This window comes from Cupriavidus sp. a3 (assembly GCF_051015765.1).
Lineage (GTDB): Bacteria > Pseudomonadota > Gammaproteobacteria > Burkholderiales > Burkholderiaceae > Cupriavidus > Cupriavidus oxalaticus_A.
The window spans coordinates 685,412-704,826 of record NZ_CP170643.1; the positions used below are offsets into that span (position 1 = coordinate 685,412).

The window sequence follows — 19,415 nt, forward strand, 5'->3', positions numbered from 1 at the left end:
CACTAGCCACATCGAACGGAAATCACCACCGCCCGAACCACCCACGCCGATAACTTGATAGCCAGCCGCTCAGGCGACACGTTTTTTGGTTACTTTTTGTCGCTCGGACAAAAAGTGACCCGCCCAGGAGGGCGGAACCAGGCGCTTCAACGGCCGCAGCATGTCACCAAGCGACAGCGGACACCTAAACGCCCGACAGCATGTCATCAGCAGCGAAAGCCCACGAGCACTAGTCCTTCCCAAACTCCCCCCCCATCTCCGCCCCCCGAGCCGCGGCAGCATGCATCGCGCGCACGAAAGCATCACCAATCCCAGCCGCCTCCATTGCCGTCAGCGCGGCATAAGTCGTACCGCCCTTTGAAGTCACCCGTTCCCGCAGCGTCGAAACCGCCTCCGAAGACTGCCCAGCCAGCGCCGCAGCACCGCGAAAAGTCTCAACCGCCAGCTCGCGCCCCTGCTCCGCACTCAGTCCCAGCTCAGTAGCTGCCCGCTGCATCGCCTCGATGAAATAGAAGACATAGGCCGGGCCACTACCGGAGATGGCGGTGACGCCATCGATCTGCGCATCATTCTCGACCCACACACACTTGCCCACAGCCTGCGCCACGGCGCTGGCAACATCCCGGTCAGCCGACGACAATCCTTCCGCCGCCGCCAGGCCAGTCATCCCCATCCCCGCCAGTGCCGGCGTATTCGGCATCGCCCGCACCAGCCGGTTGCGTCCACCCAGCCACCGCTGCATGTCCTGCAACCGGATCCCGGCCGCCACGCTGATCACCAGGTTGCCATCGCCCGCCGGCAGGTATGGCAGCAGCTGCGCCGCAGCCTCGCGGAACTGCTGCGGCTTGACCGCCAGCACCAGCACGTCACTGGCGCCGAATGCCGCATCCGGCGCCCCCGCGGCATGGACGCCGAGATCGCGCGACAGGCGCTGCTGCGCCTCCGGGAAAGGATCGACCACGCGGATCGAACCAGCGGGAACGCCGCGGGCGATCAGGCCGCCGATCAGCGCGGAGGCCATATTGCCGCCGCCGAGAAAGCCGAAGGTGAGGGTATCGAGCATGGGTGTCTCTGCAGTGTCTGGATTGATATTGGCGCCGGCTCAGCCGCGCGCACCGAAGATCGCGGTGCCGATCCGCACCAGGTTGGCGCCCTCGGCGATGGCGGCTTCCATGTCGCCCGACATGCCCATCGATAGCGTGTCGAGGTCCAGGCCGTTCTCCCGCAGCCCGCCCAGCAGCGCGCGCATGGCGGCAAACGGCCGCCGCTGGGCAACGGGATCGTCTTCAGGTTCGGGAATCGCCATCAGGCCCCGCAGCCGCAGGCCGGGCAGCGCGGCCACGGCCTGTGCCAGCGCCGGCACCTCAGCCGGCGCGACGCCGCTCTTGCTGGCTTCGCCACTGATATTGACCTGGAGGCAGACCTGCAGCGGCGCCATCCCGGCCGGGCGCTGCGCCGACAGCCGCTCGGCGATCTTGAGCCGGTCGATGGCATGCGCCCAGTCGAAATGCTCCGCCACCGGTCGCGTCTTGTTGCTTTGCAGCGGGCCGATGAAATGCCACTGCAACCGGCCCCGCAAATCGGCCAGCGCGGCGATTTTCTCCACCCCTTCCTGGACATAGTTCTCGCCAAAGGCGAACTGACCGGCCTCGGCGGCGGCGCGTACGCGGTCAGCGGATACGGTCTTGGAAACGGCCAGCAGGGCGATGTCGCCGGGCTGCCTGCCAGCCTGTTGTGCGGCCGCCGCAATGCGCTGGTTCACGGCTTGCAAGTTGGCGGCAATCACAGACATAATCCGGCGGACATATAAGAAGTACTTAAAGTACTGATAACTATTTCAGGGTGGGGTCATTATAGATGGACATCGCGCAGCTATTGGCTTTCGCCGTCAAGAACAAGGCGTCCGATCTTCATCTGTCATCGGACATGCCGCCGATGGTCCGGATCCACGGCGACATGCGCCGGATCAATGTCGCGGCGATGGCGCACAAGGATGTCCACGCCATGGTGTACGACATCATGAGCGACACCCAGCGCAAGCTCTACGAAGAACGGCTGGAAATCGACTTCTCGTTCGAGATTGCCGGCCTGTCGCGCTTCCGGGTCAATGCCTACAACACGCAGCGCGGCGCCGCCGCGGTGTTCCGTACCATTCCCTCCAAGGTCCTGACGCTGGAAGAGCTGCGCGCGCCGGCGGTGTTCGCCGACCTGTGCATGAAGCCGCGCGGACTGGTGCTGGTGACGGGGCCGACCGGTTCAGGCAAGTCCACCACGCTGGCGGCGATGGTCGACCATCGCAACGAAAACGACATGGGCCACATCCTGACGGTGGAAGACCCGATTGAATTCGTCCACAACTCCAAGAAAAGCCTGATCAACCAGCGCGAGCTGGGGCCGCACACGCATTCGTTCGCCAACGCGCTGCGCTCGGCGCTGCGTGAAGATCCGGACGTCATCCTCGTGGGCGAATTGCGCGACCTGGAAACCATCCGCCTGGCGCTGACCGCGGCCGAAACCGGCCACCTCGTCTTCGGCACGCTGCACACCAGTTCCGCGGCCAAGACCATCGACCGTGTGGTCGACGTGTTCCCGCCGGAAGAAAAGGACATGGTGCGCACCATGCTGTCCGAATCGCTGGAAGCGGTGATCTCGCAGACGCTGCTGAAGACCCGCGACGGCAACGGCCGCACGGCCGCGCACGAAATCATGATCGCCACGCCGGCAATCCGGCACCTGATCCGCGAGAACAAGATCGCGCAGATGTACTCGATGATGCAGACCAGCAGCGGGCTGGGCATGCAGACGCTGGACCAGTGCCTGTCGGACCTGATCAAGCGCAGCGCCATCAGCTACAACGACGCGCGCGCCATTGCCAAGAACCCCGACGCATTCATGGGCTGAGGCCCGCACCGACGCTTGCCTCCTGGCCGCCGCACGCATGCGGCTGCCGCACTCCTGCAGGACACCGCCATGCTCGATCGCGAATCCGCCGCCAAGTACATCAACGACCTGCTGGAGCTGATGGTCAGCAACCGCGGCTCGGACCTCTTCATCACCGCCGACTTCCCGCCGGCGATCAAGGTCGACGGCAAGATCACTCCGGTGTCGCAGCAGCCGCTGAACCCGACGCAGGCGCTGGGCCTGGTGCGCTCGGTGATGAACGAGCGGCAGGTGCAGGACTTCGACACCAGCCGCGAATGCAACTTCGCCATCACCGCGCCCAAGGCGGGGCGCTTCCGGGTGTCGGCGTTTATCCAGCAGGGGAAGGCCGGCATGGTGGTGCGGACCATCAATACGCGGATTCCGTCGGTGGCGGACCTGGACCTGCCCCCGACGCTGCATGACATCGTGATGTCCAAGCGCGGCCTGGTGATCGTGACCGGCGCGACCGGGTCGGGCAAGTCGACCACGCTGGCGGCGATGCTCGACCACCGCAACACGCATTCCTACGGCCACATCATCACCATCGAGGACCCGATCGAATACGTGCATGCGCACCAGAACTGCGTCGTCACGCAGCGCGAGGTCGGCATCGATACCGAGTCTTGGCACGTGGCGCTGAAGAACACGCTGCGCCAGGCGCCCGACGTGATCCTGATCGGCGAAATCCGCGACCGCGAGACCATGGAGTACGCGATGCAGTACGCGGAAACCGGCCACCTGTGCCTGGCCACGCTGCACGCCAACAACGCCAACCAGGCGATCGATCGCGTGGTCAACTTCTTCCCCGAGGAAAAGCGCCAGCAGTTGCTGATCGACCTGTCGCTGAACCTGAAGGCGATGGTGTCGCAGCGGCTGCTGCCGCGCGCCGGGCGCAAGGGCCGCGTGCCGGCGGTGGAGATCATGATCGGCACGCCGCTGGTGGCCGACCTGATCTTCAAGGGCGAGATCCACGAGCTGAAGGAAGTCATCAAGAAATCGCGCGAGCAGGGCATGATCTCGTTCGACCAGGCGCTGTTCGACCTGTACGAGGAAGGCAAGATCACCTATGAGGATGCGCTGCGCAATGCCGACTCGCTCAATGACCTGCGCCTGATGATCAAGCTGCACAGCGCGCGCGCCAAGGACACCGACCTGGGCGCCGGCACCGAGCACCTGAACGTGATCTAGAGTCCGGCTGCCGTGCACGCCAGCGCGCATGGGCGTATGCTTCGGCCACGAGCAAGCAGTCCGCAGGAGTCTGCCATGAGCAATATCTACCAGTTCGATGCCAATTCGCTGTCGGGGCAACCCGTGCCGCTGTCGCAGTTCCACGGCAAGGTGCTGCTGGTCGTCAATACCGCCAGCGAATGCGGCTTTACGCCGCAGTATGCCGGCCTGCAGAAGCTGTATGAGGAGTATCGCGAGCGCGGGCTGGAAGTGCTGGGCTTCCCGTGCAACCAGTTCGGCAAGCAGGAGCCGGGCGATGCGCAGCAGATCGGCCAGTTCTGCGAATCGCGCTTCAGCGTGAGCTTCCCGATGTTCGCCAAGATCGACGTCAACGGCGAGCAGGCGCATCCGCTGTACCGCTGGCTCACCACCGAGAAGCGCGGCGTGCTGGGCACGCAGGGCATCAAGTGGAATTTCACCAAGTTCCTGGTGCGGCGCGATGGCACGGTGTACGAACGCTACGCCCCGACCACCAAGCCGGAAGAGCTGCGCAAGGATATCGAGACGCTGCTGTCCGATCCGGCGGCCTGAGCTACGCGCCGCTGGCGCGCACCGCGCGCAGGAAGCCGTTGAGCGACCGGTCCGGGGTTTCATGGAAATGGTCGTCCAGCATGCGGATGGCGCGGCAGCGGTCGAGGCGGAAGCTGCGGTAGTCCGAGCGCGTGCTGCACCACGCCGCCAGCAGCCACGCATTGCCCCAGAAGAACAGGCCCAGCGGCATCACCACGCGTTCGGTGATGCGCTGCTGCGCGTCGCAGTAGTCGAGCAGCAGCAGCTTCTGCTCGCCCAGCGCGCCGTGCACCACGTCGAAGGCCTCGCGCACGTGCGACTGGTTGACGTACTCGGGTGCGAACACGCGGCTTTGTTGCGCCGCCAGCCGGCGCGGCGGGGGCAAGGCGGCGACCAGCTTCTCCAGCGCCGGATCGGCCGCGGCGGCGAGCGCGCCGCCGCCCCAGGCTTTCAGCAGCCGCAGGCCGGCCACCAGCGCTTCCACTTCCATGGCACTGAACATCAGCGGCGGGACATCGAAATCGGCGCGCAGCCGGTAGCCGATGCCGGCCTCACCCTCGACCGGCACGCCTGACAGCGACAGCGCCTGGATATCGCGATAGACCGTGCGCTCCGACACGCCGAGCCGCTGCGCCAGCAGCGCCGCCGTGGTCAGGCGGCGGCCGCGCAGGACCTGGACGATCTGGAAGAGGCGATCGGCGCGGCGGCTCATCCGTGGCGGCTTCCCTTATGTGGCACAGGTTCCCTTATCCGGCAAATGGCTCGTGCAGCCCGATGCGGTTGCCTTCGCTGTCGATGATATGCGCGATGCGGCCGATCTCGCCCGGCAGGCGCAGCGGCCCGAACACGGTCTTGCCGCCGGCGCGCGCGGCGCGCTCCAGCAGCGCGTCCAGCTCGGGTGCGTGCAGGTAGGGCACCGTGCCGTAGTAGTTGCTGGGACGGTAGCCTTCGCCGGCAACCAGCGCGCCGCCGGGATCGGGGTGCGGGAATACGGCCATGTCGACCTGGCTCATGGTCTCGCGGCGCAGCCTGGTATCGAAGACTTGTTCGTAGAATCCGATGGCGCGGACCATGTCGACGACAGGGATCTCCAGCCAGTTGATCAGACGGTTGCTCATGACGGGCTCCTTGGTTCCGGTTGATGGGGAGTGAGGAGCTCGCATCATGCGCGGGGGCTGCTGACAGCGTGCTGTCAGGAGGCTGTCAGTGTGGCATCCACGCCGCCATCACCGGCACCAGGATCGCGGTCAGCACGCCGTTCAGCCCCATGCCGAGCGCGGCGAAGGCGCCGGCTTCCTGGTTCACCTGGAACGCGCGCGCGGTGCCGATGCCATGCGCAGCCACGCCGGTGGCAAAGCCGCGCACGCTGTAGTCGCGGATGCGCAGCAGGTTCAGCAGGCTGGTGGCGCTGACCGCGCCGATGATGCCGGTTGCCATCACCAGCACCGCGGTCAGCGACGGCAGGCCGCCGATCTTCTCGGCCACGCCCATCGCAATCGGGATGGTCACGGATTTTGGCGCCAGCGAGCGCACGGTCTCGGGCGAGGCACCCAGCAGCCAGGCGATGCCGACCGCCGATACCACCGCGACCACCGAGCCGGCCACCAGGCCGGCCAGCAGCGGGAACACATGGGTGCGCAGCTTGGGCAGCTGCATGTACAGCGGCACCGCCAGTGCCACGGTGGCCGGCCCGAGCAGGAAGTGCACGAACTGCGCGCCGTCGAAGTAGGTCTTGTACGGCGTGCCGGTGACGGTCAGCACCGTGACCAGCAGCGCCACCGCGATCATCACCGGGTTGGCCAGCGGCGAGAACCGCGACTTCTCGTAGATGCGGAAGGCAAAGACGTAGGCGAGCAGCGTGGCGGTCAGCCCGACCAGCGGGCTCGCGGCCAGGTAGACCCAGATCTCGTTGAGGCGTGGCGTCATCATGCCTGCTCTCCCTCCGCACCGGCGTTGGGCGCGCCGGTGCGCTTGCGCATCAGCAGGCGCGTGACTACCGCGGTGGTGGCGATGGCGAGCCAGGTGGAAATCACCAGCGCCACCAGGATCGGCATCCATTCGCCTTCGATGCGGTTGGCGTGCACCATGATGCCGACGCCGGCGGGGACGAACAGCAGCGACAGGTGCTTGAGCAGTTCGCTGGTGGTGCCCTGGATGATGGGCAACAGGCGGTCGTCGAAGACGAGCCAGCCGAACAGCAGGATCATGCCGAGCACGGGGCCGGGTACGGGAAGGCGCAGCGCGTAGCTGATCACCTCCCCGACGGATTGGAAAACCAGCAGGATGGCAAAGGTCTGGAGCATGGGGGCGGTCGTGGTTGCGCATTTCGCCCCTCTCCCGCAAGCGGGAGAGGGGAGACAACCACGGCCTTGCTCCGGCCGGGGGATGTTATCCCAGCATCCGGTCGACCAGTTCGACCCAGTGCATTACCGGCGTATCGGTACCGCTTTGCAGGTGCGTGATGCAGCCGATATTGGCTGACACGATGGCTTCGGGCTGCGTGGCCTGCAGTTTGCCGAGCTTGTCGTCGCGCAGGCGGTAGGCCAGTTCCGGCTGCAGCACTGAATACGTGCCCGCCGAGCCGCAGCACAGGTGGCTGTCAGCGCAGAGTTTGACCTCCACGCCGAGGTCGGTCAAGAGTGCCTCCACCTTGCCGCGGATCTGCTGGCCGTGCTGCAGCGTGCAGGGCGGGTGGTAAGCGACGCGCCGGCTGTCGCGCGGCACCGCGCCGGCCAGGGCGTGCAGGTCGTCGGCAAAGTCCGGCAGGATCTCGGACAAGTCGCGCGTCAATGCGGAAACGCGTCGCGCGCGCTCCGCGTACTTTGGATCGTTGCGCAGCAAATGCCCGTAGTCCTTGACCATCGCGCCGCAGCCGGAGGCGGTCATCACGATAGCCTCGGCGCCGGCTTCGATATGCGGCCACCACGCATCGATATTGCGGCGCATATTGTCGAGGCCGCCGTCGTGGTCGCCGGTGTGGAAACGGATTGCCCCGCAGCAGCCCGCCTCGCGCGCCACCACCAGTTGCACGCCGACACGGTCGAACACGCGCGCGGTCGCGGCATTGATGTTGGGCGACATCGCCGGCTGCACGCAACCGTCGAGCAACAACATCTTGCGTGCGTGGACATTGCGGGGCCAGGTGCCGGCTTCGGCGGCTTGCGACAGCGCCGGCACCTTGTTGCGCAGCGCGCCCGGCAGCATCGGCCGCACCATCTGGCCAAGCCGCAGCGCGGTGCTGAACAGCTTCGGGCGCGTCAGCCCCTCGCGCAGCACCCAGCGCGCCATGCGCTGGCCGGCGGGGCGCTGGATGCCTTCGGCTTCGAGCTTGTCGTCGACCACCTTGCGGCCGATGTCGACCAGGCGCCCGTAGCGCACGCCCGACGGGCAGGTCGACTCGCAGTTGCGGCAGGTCAGGCAGCGGTCCAGGTGCAGGCGCGTGCTTTCGGTGATGGCATTGCCTTCCAGCACCTGCTTCATCAGGTAGATGCGCCCGCGCGGCCCGTCGAGTTCGTCGCCGAGCAGTTGATACGTCGGGCACGTGGCGGTGCAGAAGCCGCAATGCACGCATTTGCCGACGATGGATTTGGCTTCCTCGCCTTCGGGCGTGTTGCGGAGAAAATCGGCCAGGGTCGTTTGCATGGTGTGGGGAGGTCTTTGCCTGGGCGTGGGAACGCTTGGGTGGTCCGGATCAGAGTCCGGGATACATGCGCTGCGGATTGAAGATGCCGGCCGGGTCGAAGGTCGCCTTCAGGCGGCGGTGGATTGCCGCCAGCGGCGAGGCCAGCGGCGTGAACACGCCCACCGACTTGTCGCCGTTGCGGAACAGCGTGGCATGGCCGCCGGCGGCCTGGGCCACGGCGCGCACGCTTTCGGCATCGGTCCTGGTGGCGCCATCGGCGGGCAGCCACCAGCGCTGGCCGCCGCCCCATTCCACCAGTTGCTGGCCCGGCAGGTCCAGCGGCGCGGCGACCGGCGGCACCGCCAGGCGCCACAGCGCGCGGCCCGCGTGCGCCGGCGCGAAGAAGGCATGGGTCTGCTCGCGCAGCGATTGCCACAGCGCGGTGGCCACGGCGGCATCGACACGCTCGCCACCCAGTCGTGCGCATGCGGCGCGCACCGCCGCGGTGGCGCCTGCCAGGCGCACGTGCAGCACGCCGTCATGCCAGGCTGACGCGGCCAGCGGCAGCGGCTGGCCGCCCCACTGGTTCAGCTGCCGGATCGCATCGACCTGCGCCAGCTCGAAGCGCAGCGTGGCTTCGTCGAACGGCGCGGGCAGCACCTTGAGCGACACTTCCAGCACCAGCCCGAGCGTGCCCAGCGAGCCCGCCAGCAGCCGCGAGACATCGTAGCCGGCCACGTTCTTCATCACCTGGCCGCCGAAGTTCATCACCTCGCCCTTGCCGTCCATCAGCTGCGCCCCCAGCACGAAGTCGCGCAGCGCGCCGACCGACTGCCGGCGCGGGCCTGACAAGCCGGCGGCCACCGCGCCGCCCAGCGTGGCCGCGCTGGCCTGGCCGGGCAGCGCGAAGTGGGGCGGCTCGAAGGCCAGCACCTGGCGCTTCCCGGCCAGCGCGGCTTCGACTTCCGCCAGCGGCGTGCCGCAGCGCGCCGTGATCACCAGCTCGGCCGGGTCGTAGTCGACGATGCCGGCGTAGGCGCGCGTGTCCAGCACCTGGCCTTCAGGTGCCTGGCCGTAGAAGTCCTTGCTGCCGCCACCGCGCAGCCGCAGCGGCGTGCGGGTTTCGGTGGCTTGCCTGACGGCGTCGCGGAAGGCGTCGAGGGTGGCTTGCATATGCGTGGGTGGTGCGTGGCTGATGAGGAGGAGATTGTTTCCGTCGCGGCTCAGGATCCGGGCTTGCCGTCGCGGCCGCCGGGGACTTCAGGCCTGTCGTTCTGGTAATCCGGCAGCGCGCTGCCGCAGTGCTTGCAGTACATCGCGTCGGGCTCGTGGCCCTCGGTCAGGCAATGGGTGCAGGTGCGCGTGGTCAGCGGCTTCTTCAGGATGCTTGCGGCCAGCTCGGCGCCGACGATGCCGGTGGGGAAGGCGATGATGCCGTAGCCCAGCAGGATCGTCAGCGAGGTGATGAACTGGCCCAGCGGCGTCTTCGGCACCATGTCGCCGAAGCCGGTGGTGGTGAGCGTGACCACCGCCCAGTACATGGCGAGCGGAATGCTGTGGAAACCGTGCTCGGGACCTTCGACCACATACATCACCGTGCCCAGGATCACGGTGATGATGAACACCGTGCCCAGGAACACGAAGATCTTGCGCCGGCTGTTGATCAGCGCGTTGTACAGGATCTCCGCTTCCTCGAAATACACCGTCAGCTTGAGGATCCGGAAAACGCGCAACAGCCGCAGCAGGCGCACGTCGATCAGGAAGTGCAGTTCCGGCACGAAGAACGCGAGCCACGTCGGCATGATCGAAATGAAGTCGATGATGCCGTAGAAGCTGAAGACATAGCGCCATGGCCTGCGCACCACGAGGATGCGCATCACGTACTCGGCCGTGAAGATCAGCGTGAAGCCCCACTCCAGCACGGTGAACAGCGTGCCGAGCCGGTCATGGACGGCGGGCAGGCTGTCGAGCATCACCACCATTACGCTGGCGACGATCGCGATCAGCAGCGCGACGTCGAAAATGCGCCCTTCGCGCGTGTCGGCCTCGAAGATGATGGTGTACCAGCGCTGGCGCCAGCCGGTCTCGGGCTGGCCCAGGCGCTGGCGGACCACCGCTTCCTGGTACTGGCGTCGGCGTTCGTTGGCCATGGCGCGGGCTTCAGAAGCGCGGCAGGTCCGGATGCGGCAGCAGTCCCTTCCTGACGTGCATCTTGCCGTATTCCGCGCAGCGCGCCAGCGTGGGGATGGCCTTGTCGGGGTTCAGCAGGCGGGCCGGGTCGAAGGCTGCCTTGACGCCGAAGAACGCCTCGCGCTCGCTGGGCGAGAACTGCACGCACATCGAGTTGAGCTTCTCCACGCCCACGCCATGCTCGCCGGTGACGGTGCCGCCGAGCTCGACGCACGCTTCCAGGATGTCGGCGCCGAACAGCTCGGCACGGTGCCATTCGTCCTGGTCCGAGCCATCGAACAGGATCAGCGGGTGCATGTTGCCATCGCCGGCATGGAACACGTTGATGCAGCGCAGGCCGTACTTGCGCTCCATCTCTTCGATGCGGCGCAGCAGCGTGCCGATGTGCTTGCGCGGGATGGTGCCGTCCATGCAGTAATAGTCCGGCGAAATGCGGCCCGCGGCGGGGAAGGCATTCTTGCGCCCGCTCCAGAAGCGCAGGCGCTCGGCTTCGTTCTGCGAGACCACGATGCGGGTGCAGCCCGACGCCTTCAGCACCGCGCTCATGCGCTCGATCTCTTCCGCCACTTCCTCGGGCGTGCCATCGGATTCGCACAGCAGGATGGCGGCGGCATCGAGGTCATAGCCGGCGTGCACGAACTCTTCCACCGCGGCGGTGGCGGGCTTGTCCATCATCTCCAGCCCGGCCGGGATGATGCCGGCGGCGATCACGTCGGCCACCGCATTGCCGCCTTTCTCGACGTCGTCGAAGCACGCCATGATGACTTGCGCCAGCTGCGGCTTGGGGATCAGGCGCACGGTCACCTCGGTGACCACGGCCAGCATGCCTTCGGAGCCGATCACCGCGGCCAGCAGGTCCAGGCCGGGCGAATCGGGCGCATCCGAACCGAACACCACCACCTCGCCTTCCATGGTCACGGCGCGCACGCGCAGCACGTTGTGCACGGTCAGGCCGTACTTCAGGCAATGCACGCCGCCGGAGTTCTCGCTGACGTTGCCGCCTATGGTGCAGGCGATCTGCGAGGAGGGATCGGGCGCGTAGTAGAGGTTGTGGGGCGCGGCGGCATCGGAGATGGCCAGGTTGCGCACGCCGGGCTGGACCACCGCGGTGCGCGAATACGGGTCGACCGACAGGATGCGCTTGAACTTTGCCAGCGACAGCACCAGGCCCTCGGCGATCGGCATGGCGCCGCCGGACAGGCTGGTGCCGGCGCCGCGCGGCACCACCGGCACGCCCAGCTTGTGGCACAGGCGGAGGATTGCGCAGACCTGTTCCTCGGTGTCGGGCAGGGCCACGGCCATCGGCACCTGGCGGTACGCGGCGAGGCCGTCGCACTCGTAGGGCACGGTGTCCTCCGGCCTGGACAGCAGCGCGGCGTCCGGCAGGATCTGCGCCAGGCCGGCTAGCAGCGCATTGCGGCGGCCTTCGGCGGTGGCCTGCGCGCCTGCGGTGCCTTCGGTGGCGAGGGTGCGGGCTTCGTGCGGGGCATTCATGGCGACTCCTGGACTCTGGTCGGGCCGGCGGGCGGCCCGCCGTGGGGACGGCTGACGGGACGGCTGACTATAGCGCAGCCCTCATGCCGCGGGCACCACCAGGCACGTGAATTCCGCATGGCAAGCCGATCAAAAATGCTCATCATGGCCAGGCAGGCACCGGCCCCGGTTTCAGCGTAGCACCGGCCGGCGAGTGCAGGAAATGCGGCGCCCCCGCCTCAGCGTGCCGGGGCCGGCAGCCGCAGCACCATGTCGAGCTTGTCGTAGAAGTGCGGCGCGACATACAGCGCGTCGGGCTCCAGGCCGAAACGCTCGAAGCCAAGCGATTCGTACAGCCGCACCGCACCGGCGCTGCCGGCATTGACGCACAGGATCACCTGGCGCACGCCTTCCATGGCGGCGGCCTGCTCCAGCACGCGCTCCATCAGCGCGCGCCCGAGCTTCCTGTCGCGCCAGCCCGGCGCCACATACATGCCGAAGATCGATGCCTTGTGCCAGTGCTTGCGGCGCGGCTCGCGCATGATGCCGACCACGCCGGCCAGTGCGGTGCCGTCGAAGGCGCCGTATACGGCCTTGTCGGCGCTCGGCGCGAGGCGCTGCGCCACCACTTCCGGCGACAGGTCCCGTTCTTCTTCCAGGCTGGCGGCAAAGGCTTCCGGCGCCTCGGCCAGGCCCTGCAGGCGCAGCGCATGGAAGGCTTCGGCATCGGCGGGGGTCAGCAGCCGGATCTCCAGGTTCTGCATACGTGCGGTCTCCTACCAGTCCAGGCTTAGCAGCCAGTCGACGAAATAGCGTGCCTCGGGCTTCAGCGGCGCCTGCTCGCGCTCGACGATGTAATAGCCGTGCGGCGATACCGACTCGATATCGAGCAGCCGCACCATCTGCCCCAGCGACAGCCAGTGCCGCGCCATGCGCTGGCGCACCAGCGCCACGCCCTGGTTGGATGCGATCGCTTCCAGCATCAGGCCGATGTCGTTGAACTGCGGCCCGGTCTGCGGCTCGGGCCAGTCCAGTCCGGCGGTCTCGAACCACGGCTTCCACGGCTCCAGCGGGCTGCGCAAAAGCACCAGGCCATGAAGGTGCTCGGGTTTGGTGATGGCGCGGCCGTTGACGCGCTCGTAGTATTCGCGCCCGCATGCCGGGAACACCGGTTCGACCAGCAATTTCGTGGTCTTCAGGTCGGGGTAGCGGCCGGTGCCGTAGCGGATCTCGACGTCGGTGTCCTCGGCCTTGACGTCGAGGAACGGGATCGCCAGGTGCAGTTCCAGGTCGATATGCGGGTACAGCGCGCCGAACTCGGGCAGCCGCGGCACCAGGTGCTGGCGCCCGAACGTCGGCGGGATCGCCACGCGCAGCCGCGTGCGCAGCTTGTTGTACTCGGGCCGCGCCAGCTCGTTCAGCGACTTGAGCGCGTCCTGCACGTTGCGCAGGTAGCGCGTGCCGGCCGCGGTCAGCCGCAGCGCGGCGTTGGCGCGCACGAACAGGTCTTCGCCCCACAGCTCCTCGAGGTTCTTGATGCGGTGCGATACGGCGCTGGGCGTGACCGACAGCTCCTCGGCCGCGCGCGCGAAGCTGCCCAGCCGCGCGGCGGCCTCGAAGGCGATCAGCAGGTGCAGCGGCGGGACGCGGTTGAACATGGAAGCCATGCCGGCCGGTTCAGTGCGCGCCGCCGCGCGTGGCACTGAAGATCTTGCCCGGGTTGAGGATATGGTTGGGATCGAGCGCGTCCTTGATCACGCGCATCAGGTCGAGCGCATCCTCGCCGTGCTCCTTCACCAGGAAGCGCTGCTTGTGCAGCCCCACGCCGTGCTCGCCGGTGCAGGTGCCGCCCATCGCCAGCGCGCGTTCGACGATGCGCTGGTTGATGGCCTCGGCCTCGGCCATTTCCTCCGGCTTGTCCGGGTCGACCAGGATCGCCACGTGGAAATTGCCGTCGCCGACGTGGCCGACGATCGGGCAGGGCAGGGCGGAGGCGTTGAGGTCCTTTTCGGTTTCAGTCACGCACTCGGCCAGGCGCGAGATCGGCACGCACACGTCGGTGGTGACCGACTTGCAGCCGGGCTTGAGCTGCAGCATCGCAAAGTACGCGGTATGGCGCGCGTTCCACAGCCGGCTGCGGTCCTCGGGGCGCGTGGCCCACTCGAAGCCCTGGCCGCCGTGCTCGGCGGTGATCTGCTGCACGGTCTCGGCCTGCTCGCGCACGCCGGCCTCGGTGCCGTGGAATTCGAAGAACAGGTGCGGCGTCTCCGGCAGCGTCAGGTTGTCGTGGCGGTTGATGGCGCGGATCGCCAGCGCATCGACGAATTCAACACGCGCCACCGGCACGCCAAGCTGAATGGTCTGGATCACGGCCTGCACCGCGCTGCCCATGCTGGGGAAGGCGCACACCGCGGCCGAGATCGCCTCCGGCTGCGGGTAGAGCCGCACCGTGACCTCCGTGATGATGCCGAGCGTGCCTTCGCTGCCGATGAAGAGGCGGGTCAGGTCATAGCCGGCCGACGACTTGCGCGCGTGCGTGCCGGTGCGGATCACGCGGCCATCGGCGGTTACCACGGTCAGCGCCAGCACGTTCTCGCGCATGGTGCCGTAGCGCACCGCGTTGGTCCCGGAGGCGCGCGTCGCGCACATGCCGCCCAGCGACGCGTCCGCGCCCGGGTCGATCGGGAAGAACAGGCCGGTGTCCTTGATTTCCTGGTTCAGCTGCTTGCGCGTGACACCGGGCTGCACGGTCACGGTCAGGTCCTCGGGCTGCACCGCCAGCACGCGGTTCATCTGCGACAGGTCGAGGCTGACGCCGCCGGCGACGGCCAGCAGGTGCCCTTCCAGCGACGAGCCGGCGCCGTAGGGAATCAGCGGCACGCCGTGGTGGTTGCACAGGCGCGCCACCTCGGCGACTTCGTCGGTGCTGTGGGCGAACACGACCGCATCCGGCGCGGCCGGCGGGAACGGCGATTCATCGTGCCCATGGTGCTCGCGCACGCCGGCCGAGGTGGTGAAGCGCTCGCCGAAGCGCGCCGCGAGGGCGTCGCTGAAGGCGGGCGGCAGGGGGCGGCGTTCGAGCGCGGCGGGCGGCGTGGGGTGGTTCATGCGGGTCTCCGGCGGGTCGGCGCGGCGAGGTTGCCGGCGGTGGCGTTCCGGTTTTGTGGTCCGGAAAGGCAGGCGGGGCGCGACCCGGTTGGCGAATGGACGAATAACGGCATTCTACGCCGCGCGGCGGCTCATGCACCCTTGGCCGGCGCCGGGCTGGCCGATAGCCGCACAAGCGGGCGGAAGCGGGGGCAGCCCCTCGCGCGCATGGCGCATCCCTGCGCTCCGGCGCGATAATGCCCCATTTCCCCCCACACGCTTACCAGCCAAGAGGAGACCGGCATGGGCAACCGCCTGTCCAAGATTGCCACCCGCACCGGCGATGCCGGCACCACCGGCCTGGGCGACGGCACCCGCACCGGCAAGGACAGCCTGCGCATCGCCGCCATCGGCGACGTCGACGAACTGAACTGCCACGTCGGCGTGCTGCTGACCGAGACGCTTCCCGACGACGTGCGCGCCGCGCTGCTGCATATCCAGCATGACCTGTTCGACCTGGGCGGCGAGCTTTCCATCCCCGGCTACACCCTGCTCAAGCCCGAGCAGGTGGCGCAGCTCGACACCTGGCTGGCGGACTACAACGCCAACCTGCCGCGGCTGGCCGAATTCATCCTGCCCGGCGGCAGCCGCGCCGCGGCCCAGGCCCACGTGTGCCGCACCGTGTGCCGGCGCGCCGAGCGCGCGCTGGTGACGCTGGGCGCGGCCGAGCCGCTGAACGAGGCGCCGCGCCAATACCTGAACCGGCTGTCTGACCTGATGTTCGTGCTGGCGCGGGTGCTGAACCGGGCCGGCGGCGGCTCCGACGTTCTGTGGCAGCGCGACCGGCAGGGAGGCTGAGTCGCGGCCAGTTACGCAGCAAGCCAGGCAGGAAGCGGGGCGGCAAGTTAAGTCGGCGGCATTTTTTTGTCGCCGGCCGAGGGCTTGGGCTCAAGCCCCGGCCGCAAATGCCGTTGAGGAAACGCAAAATCCGAGAAATTTACTCGGATTTGCCGTTTCTGCCCTTGAAAAGACCCCGGGCGGCCACATTTCGGCCTCAGGTTGAATTGCAGCCGCGCGGATGGCGATGGCTCAAGAGGAGAGAATAATGGGTAAGATCATCGGTATCGACCTCGGTACCACCAATAGCTGTGTGGCGATCATGGAGGGCAATACCCCCAAGGTCATCGAAAACTCGGAAGGTGCCCGCACCACCCCGTCGATCATCGCCTACATGGAAGACGGCGAGATCCTGGTCGGCGCGCCCGCCAAGCGGCAGGCCGTGACCAACCCGCGTAACACGCTGTACGCGGTCAAGCGCCTGATCGGCCGCAAGTTCGAAGAGAAGGAAGTCCAGAAGGACATCGGCCTGATGCCGTACTCCATCGTCAAGGCCGACAACGGCGACGCATGGGTGTCGGTGCGCGACCAGAAGCTGGCGCCGCCGCAGGTGTCGGCCGAAGTCCTGCGCAAGATGAAGAAGACGGCCGAGGACTACCTCGGCGAGCCGGTGACCGAAGCCGTGATCACGGTGCCGGCGTACTTCAACGACTCGCAGCGCCAGGCGACCAAGGACGCCGGCCGCATCGCCGGCCTGGACGTCAAGCGCATCATCAACGAGCCGACCGCGGCCGCGCTGGCTTTCGGCCTGGACAAGAACGAGAAGGGCGACCGCAAGATCGCCGTGTATGACCTCGGCGGCGGTACCTTCGACATCTCGATCATCGAGATCGCGGACGTTGACGGCGAGAAGCAGTTCGAAGTGCTGTCGACCAACGGCGACACCTTCCTGGGCGGCGAAGACTTCGACCAGCGCATCATCGACTACATCATCGCCGAGTTCAAGAAGGACCAGGGCGTCGACCTGTCCAAGGACGTGCTCGCGCTGCAGCGCCTGAAGGAAGCCGCGGAAAAGGCCAAGATCGAACTGTCGAGCTCGCAGCAGACCGAGATCAACCTGCCGTACATCACGGCCGATGCCTCGGGTCCGAAGCACCTGAACCTGAAGATCACCCGCGCCAAGCTGGAGTCGCTGGTCGAAGAGCTGATCACCCGCACCATCGAGCCGTGCCGCACCGCGATCAAGGACGCCGGCGTCAAGGTCAGCGACATCGACGACGTGATCCTGGTCGGCGGCATGACCCGCATGCCCAAGGTGCAGGAGCAGGTCAAGGAGTTCTTCGGCAAGGAAGCGCGCAAGGACGTGAACCCGGATGAAGCCGTGGCCGTCGGTGCCGCGATCCAGGGCTCGGTGCTGTCGGGCGACCGCAAGGACGTGCTGCTGCTGGACGTGACGCCGCTGTCGCTGGGGATCGAGACCCTGGGTGGCGTGATGACCAAGATGATCACCAAGAACACCACCATCCCGACCAAGCATGCGCAGGTGTTCTCGACCGCCGACGACAACCAGCCGGCCGTGACCATCAAGGTGTTCCAGGGCGAGCGTGAAATGGCCTCGGGCAACAAGCTGCTGGGCGAGTTCAACCTGGAAGGCATTCCGCCCGCAGCGCGCGGCACGCCGCAGATCGAAGTCTCGTTCGACATCGACGCCAACGGCATTCTGCACGTGGGCGCCAAGGACAAGGCCACCGGCAAGGAAAACCGGATCACCATCAAGGCGAACTCGGGCCTGTCGGAAGACGAGATCCAGCGCATGGTCAAGGACGCCGAGGCCAACGCCGAGGAAGACAAGAAGGCCCGCGAGCTGGCTGATGCCCGCAACCAGGCCGACGCGCTGATCCACTCGACCAGGAAGGCCGTCACCGAATACGGCGACAAGCTGGAAGCCGGCGAGAAGGAAAAGATCGAAGCCGCGATCAAGGAACTGGAAGACGCCGCCCGCGGCGGCGACAAGGCCGAGATCGATGCCAAGGTCAACGCGCTGTCGGAAGTCAGCCAGAAGCTGGGCGAGAAGGTCTACGCCGACATGCAGGCCAAGGCCGGCGAGCAGGGCGCGGCGGGTGCGGCAGGTGCCGGCGCGCAGCAGCAGGCCCAGCCGCAGGACGACAACGTTGTGGACGCCGAATTCAAGGAAGTCAACGACAAGAAGTAATCGGGACACGCGGGCGGCGGTGCAGGCACTGGCCGGCACCGCTCCCGCCCCGACGCCGGGCGCGGCCATCGGACCCAGCGGGAAACCGCCGTCGGATGCCTCGCTCGGCTTTTTTGCTATTCGCCGGTGGAGCGCCGCATGCGCGTGCCGGCCAAAAAGGTTTGAGCCACCATGGCAAAACGTGACTATTACGAAGTGCTCGGGGTAGGCAAGAACGCGAGCGACGACGAAATCAAGAAGGCTTATCGCAAGCTCGCGATGAAGTACCACCCGGACCGCAATCCGGAGGGCAAGGACGGCAAGGTCGCCGAGGAAAAATTCAAGGAGGTCAAAGAGGCCTACGAGATGCTTTCCGACTCGGAGAAGAAAGCGGCCTATGACCAGTACGGCCACGCCGGCGTCGACCCCAACATGGCCGGCGGCTTCGGCGGCGCGCAGGGCTACGGCGGTTTCGCCGAAGCCTTCGGCGACATCTTCGGCGATATCTTCGGCCAGCAGCAGGGTGGTCGCCGCGGCGGCGGCGGCCCGCAGGCCTATCGCGGCGCCGACCTGCGCTACAGCATGGAGATCAGCCTGGAGCAGGCCGCGCACGGCCACGAGGCGCAGATCCGCGTGCCGCACTGGGACGACTGCGACCACTGCCACGGCAAGGGCGCGGAGCCGGGCTCCAGCGTCGAGACCTGCCCGACCTGCCACGGCGCCGGCCAGGTGCGCGTGTCGCAGGGCTTCTTCACCATGCAGCAGACCTGCCCGAAGTGCCACGGCAGCGGCAAATTCATTCCCAAGCCGTGCACCAAGTGCCACGGCCAGGGCAAGCTGAAGTCGCAGAAGACGCTGGAAGTGAAGATCCCGGCGGGCATCGACGAAGGCATGCGCATCCGCTCGTCGGGCAACGGCGAGCCGGGCATCAACGGCGGGCCGCCGGGCGACCTGTACGTGGAAGTCCACATCAAGCAGCACGCGGTGTTCGAGCGCGACGGCGACGACCTGCATTGCCAGATGCCGATCTCCTTTGCCACCGCGGCGCTGGGCGGCGACCTGGAAGTGCCGACGCTGAACGGCAAGGCCACCTTCCCGGTGCCCGAGGCGACGCAATCGGGCAAGACCTTCCGCCTGCGCGGCAAGGGCATCAAGGGCGTGCGCTCGGGCTATCCGGGCGATCTCTACGTGCATGTGAACGTGGAGACGCCGGTCAAGCTGACCGAGTCGCAGAAGGAACTGCTGCGCCAGTTTGACCGCTCGGTGCACGAGGGCGGTTCGCGGCATAGCCCGCAGGAGCAATCATGGCTGGATAAGGTGAAGAGTTTCTTCAGCTGATCCGGCCTGGCGGTATGA

Annotated in this window: 19 protein-coding genes; 6 read left to right on the forward strand and 13 right to left on the reverse strand. The window is 67.2% G+C overall.

Annotated features, from left to right (window positions below):
* Positions 1-229: 229 nt before the first annotated feature.
* Positions 230-1,063 (reverse strand): pyrroline-5-carboxylate reductase, encoded by an 834-nt coding sequence (gene proC, locus ACAD63_RS03250; RefSeq protein ID WP_135705899.1) that lies wholly within the window; start codon positions 1,061-1,063, stop codon positions 230-232.
* A gap of 39 nt (positions 1,064-1,102) precedes the next feature.
* Complete coding sequence (locus ACAD63_RS03255) at positions 1,103-1,792, reverse strand: YggS family pyridoxal phosphate-dependent enzyme (RefSeq protein ID WP_133092278.1); 690 nt, start codon at positions 1,790-1,792, stop codon at positions 1,103-1,105.
* A 65-nt stretch (positions 1,793-1,857) separates the two neighbouring features.
* Here ACAD63_RS03255 and ACAD63_RS03260 point away from each other — a divergent pair, with 65 nt between their 5' ends.
* The 3 genes from ACAD63_RS03260 (at position 1,858) to ACAD63_RS03270 (ending at position 4,680) form a co-directional block, all read left to right on the forward strand.
* Positions 1,858-2,901, forward strand: a complete 1,044-nt coding sequence (locus tag ACAD63_RS03260; protein WP_063240245.1) for a type IV pilus twitching motility protein PilT — start codon at positions 1,858-1,860, stop codon at positions 2,899-2,901.
* Positions 2,902-2,970: 69 nt separating this feature from the next.
* Complete coding sequence (locus ACAD63_RS03265) at positions 2,971-4,110, forward strand: PilT/PilU family type 4a pilus ATPase (RefSeq protein ID WP_434033413.1); 1,140 nt, start codon at positions 2,971-2,973, stop codon at positions 4,108-4,110.
* Between the two features lie 75 nt (positions 4,111-4,185).
* Positions 4,186-4,680: a glutathione peroxidase gene (locus tag ACAD63_RS03270; protein WP_135705898.1), complete on the forward strand. Its 495-nt coding sequence runs from the start codon at positions 4,186-4,188 to the stop codon at positions 4,678-4,680.
* A gap of 1 nt (position 4,681) precedes the next feature.
* Here ACAD63_RS03270 and ACAD63_RS03275 read toward each other — a convergent pair whose 3' ends face one another.
* The 11 genes from ACAD63_RS03275 to ACAD63_RS03325 form a co-directional block, all read right to left on the reverse strand.
* On the reverse strand, positions 4,682-5,371 hold the full coding sequence (locus tag ACAD63_RS03275) for a helix-turn-helix transcriptional regulator (RefSeq protein ID WP_135705897.1): 690 nt from the start codon (positions 5,369-5,371) through the stop codon (positions 4,682-4,684).
* 34 nt (positions 5,372-5,405) lie between these two features.
* Complete coding sequence (locus ACAD63_RS03280; RefSeq protein WP_205751636.1) at positions 5,406-5,777, reverse strand: VOC family protein; 372 nt, start codon at positions 5,775-5,777, stop codon at positions 5,406-5,408.
* A gap of 85 nt (positions 5,778-5,862) precedes the next feature.
* On the reverse strand, positions 5,863-6,588 hold the full coding sequence (locus ACAD63_RS03285; RefSeq protein ID WP_116318081.1) for an LrgB family protein: 726 nt from the start codon (positions 6,586-6,588) through the stop codon (positions 5,863-5,865).
* The gene (locus ACAD63_RS03290) at positions 6,585-6,962 is read right to left on the reverse strand and encodes a CidA/LrgA family protein (RefSeq protein WP_434033414.1); all 378 of its coding nucleotides are present in this window, start codon (positions 6,960-6,962) and stop codon (positions 6,585-6,587) included. The genes ACAD63_RS03285 and ACAD63_RS03290 overlap by 4 nt, the downstream gene beginning before the upstream one ends.
* 85 nt (positions 6,963-7,047) lie before the next feature.
* On the reverse strand, positions 7,048-8,301 hold the full coding sequence (gene glcF / locus ACAD63_RS03295; RefSeq protein ID WP_135705895.1) for a glycolate oxidase subunit GlcF: 1,254 nt from the start codon (positions 8,299-8,301) through the stop codon (positions 7,048-7,050).
* A 49-nt stretch (positions 8,302-8,350) separates the two neighbouring features.
* On the reverse strand, positions 8,351-9,454 hold the full coding sequence (gene glcE / locus ACAD63_RS03300; protein ID WP_434033415.1) for a glycolate oxidase subunit GlcE: 1,104 nt from the start codon (positions 9,452-9,454) through the stop codon (positions 8,351-8,353).
* Between the two features lie 50 nt (positions 9,455-9,504).
* Complete coding sequence (locus ACAD63_RS03305; RefSeq protein WP_135705894.1) at positions 9,505-10,431, reverse strand: ion transporter; 927 nt, start codon at positions 10,429-10,431, stop codon at positions 9,505-9,507.
* A 10-nt stretch (positions 10,432-10,441) separates the two neighbouring features.
* Positions 10,442-11,965: an FAD-linked oxidase C-terminal domain-containing protein gene (locus tag ACAD63_RS03310; RefSeq protein WP_135705893.1), complete on the reverse strand. Its 1,524-nt coding sequence runs from the start codon at positions 11,963-11,965 to the stop codon at positions 10,442-10,444.
* 218 nt (positions 11,966-12,183) lie between these two features.
* Positions 12,184-12,699: a GNAT family N-acetyltransferase gene (locus tag ACAD63_RS03315; protein ID WP_135706305.1), complete on the reverse strand. Its 516-nt coding sequence runs from the start codon at positions 12,697-12,699 to the stop codon at positions 12,184-12,186.
* 21 nt (positions 12,700-12,720) lie between these two features.
* Positions 12,721-13,611, reverse strand: a complete 891-nt coding sequence (locus ACAD63_RS03320; RefSeq protein ID WP_022536516.1) for a LysR substrate-binding domain-containing protein — start codon at positions 13,609-13,611, stop codon at positions 12,721-12,723.
* A gap of 10 nt (positions 13,612-13,621) precedes the next feature.
* Positions 13,622-15,052, reverse strand: a complete 1,431-nt coding sequence (locus tag ACAD63_RS03325) for an FAD-binding oxidoreductase (protein WP_434033416.1) — start codon at positions 15,050-15,052, stop codon at positions 13,622-13,624.
* 282 nt (positions 15,053-15,334) lie between these two features.
* On the opposite strand from ACAD63_RS03325, the gene ACAD63_RS03330 reads away from it, so the two are divergent.
* The 3 genes from ACAD63_RS03330 to dnaJ all read left to right on the forward strand — a co-directional run bounded on the left by ACAD63_RS03330 (position 15,335) and on the right by dnaJ (position 19,397).
* Positions 15,335-15,889 carry a cob(I)yrinic acid a,c-diamide adenosyltransferase gene (locus tag ACAD63_RS03330; RefSeq protein WP_434033417.1) on the forward strand — a complete coding sequence of 185 codons (555 nt, stop codon included), beginning with the start codon at positions 15,335-15,337 and terminating at the stop codon, positions 15,887-15,889.
* A gap of 247 nt (positions 15,890-16,136) precedes the next feature.
* A complete protein-coding gene (gene dnaK / locus ACAD63_RS03335; protein WP_133092263.1) occupies positions 16,137-18,080 on the forward strand; it encodes a molecular chaperone DnaK in 1,944 nt (647 codons plus the stop codon).
* Between the two features lie 171 nt (positions 18,081-18,251).
* Positions 18,252-19,397, forward strand: a complete 1,146-nt coding sequence (dnaJ, locus tag ACAD63_RS03340; RefSeq protein ID WP_135705891.1) for a molecular chaperone DnaJ — start codon at positions 18,252-18,254, stop codon at positions 19,395-19,397.
* Positions 19,398-19,415: the final 18 nt, after the last annotated feature.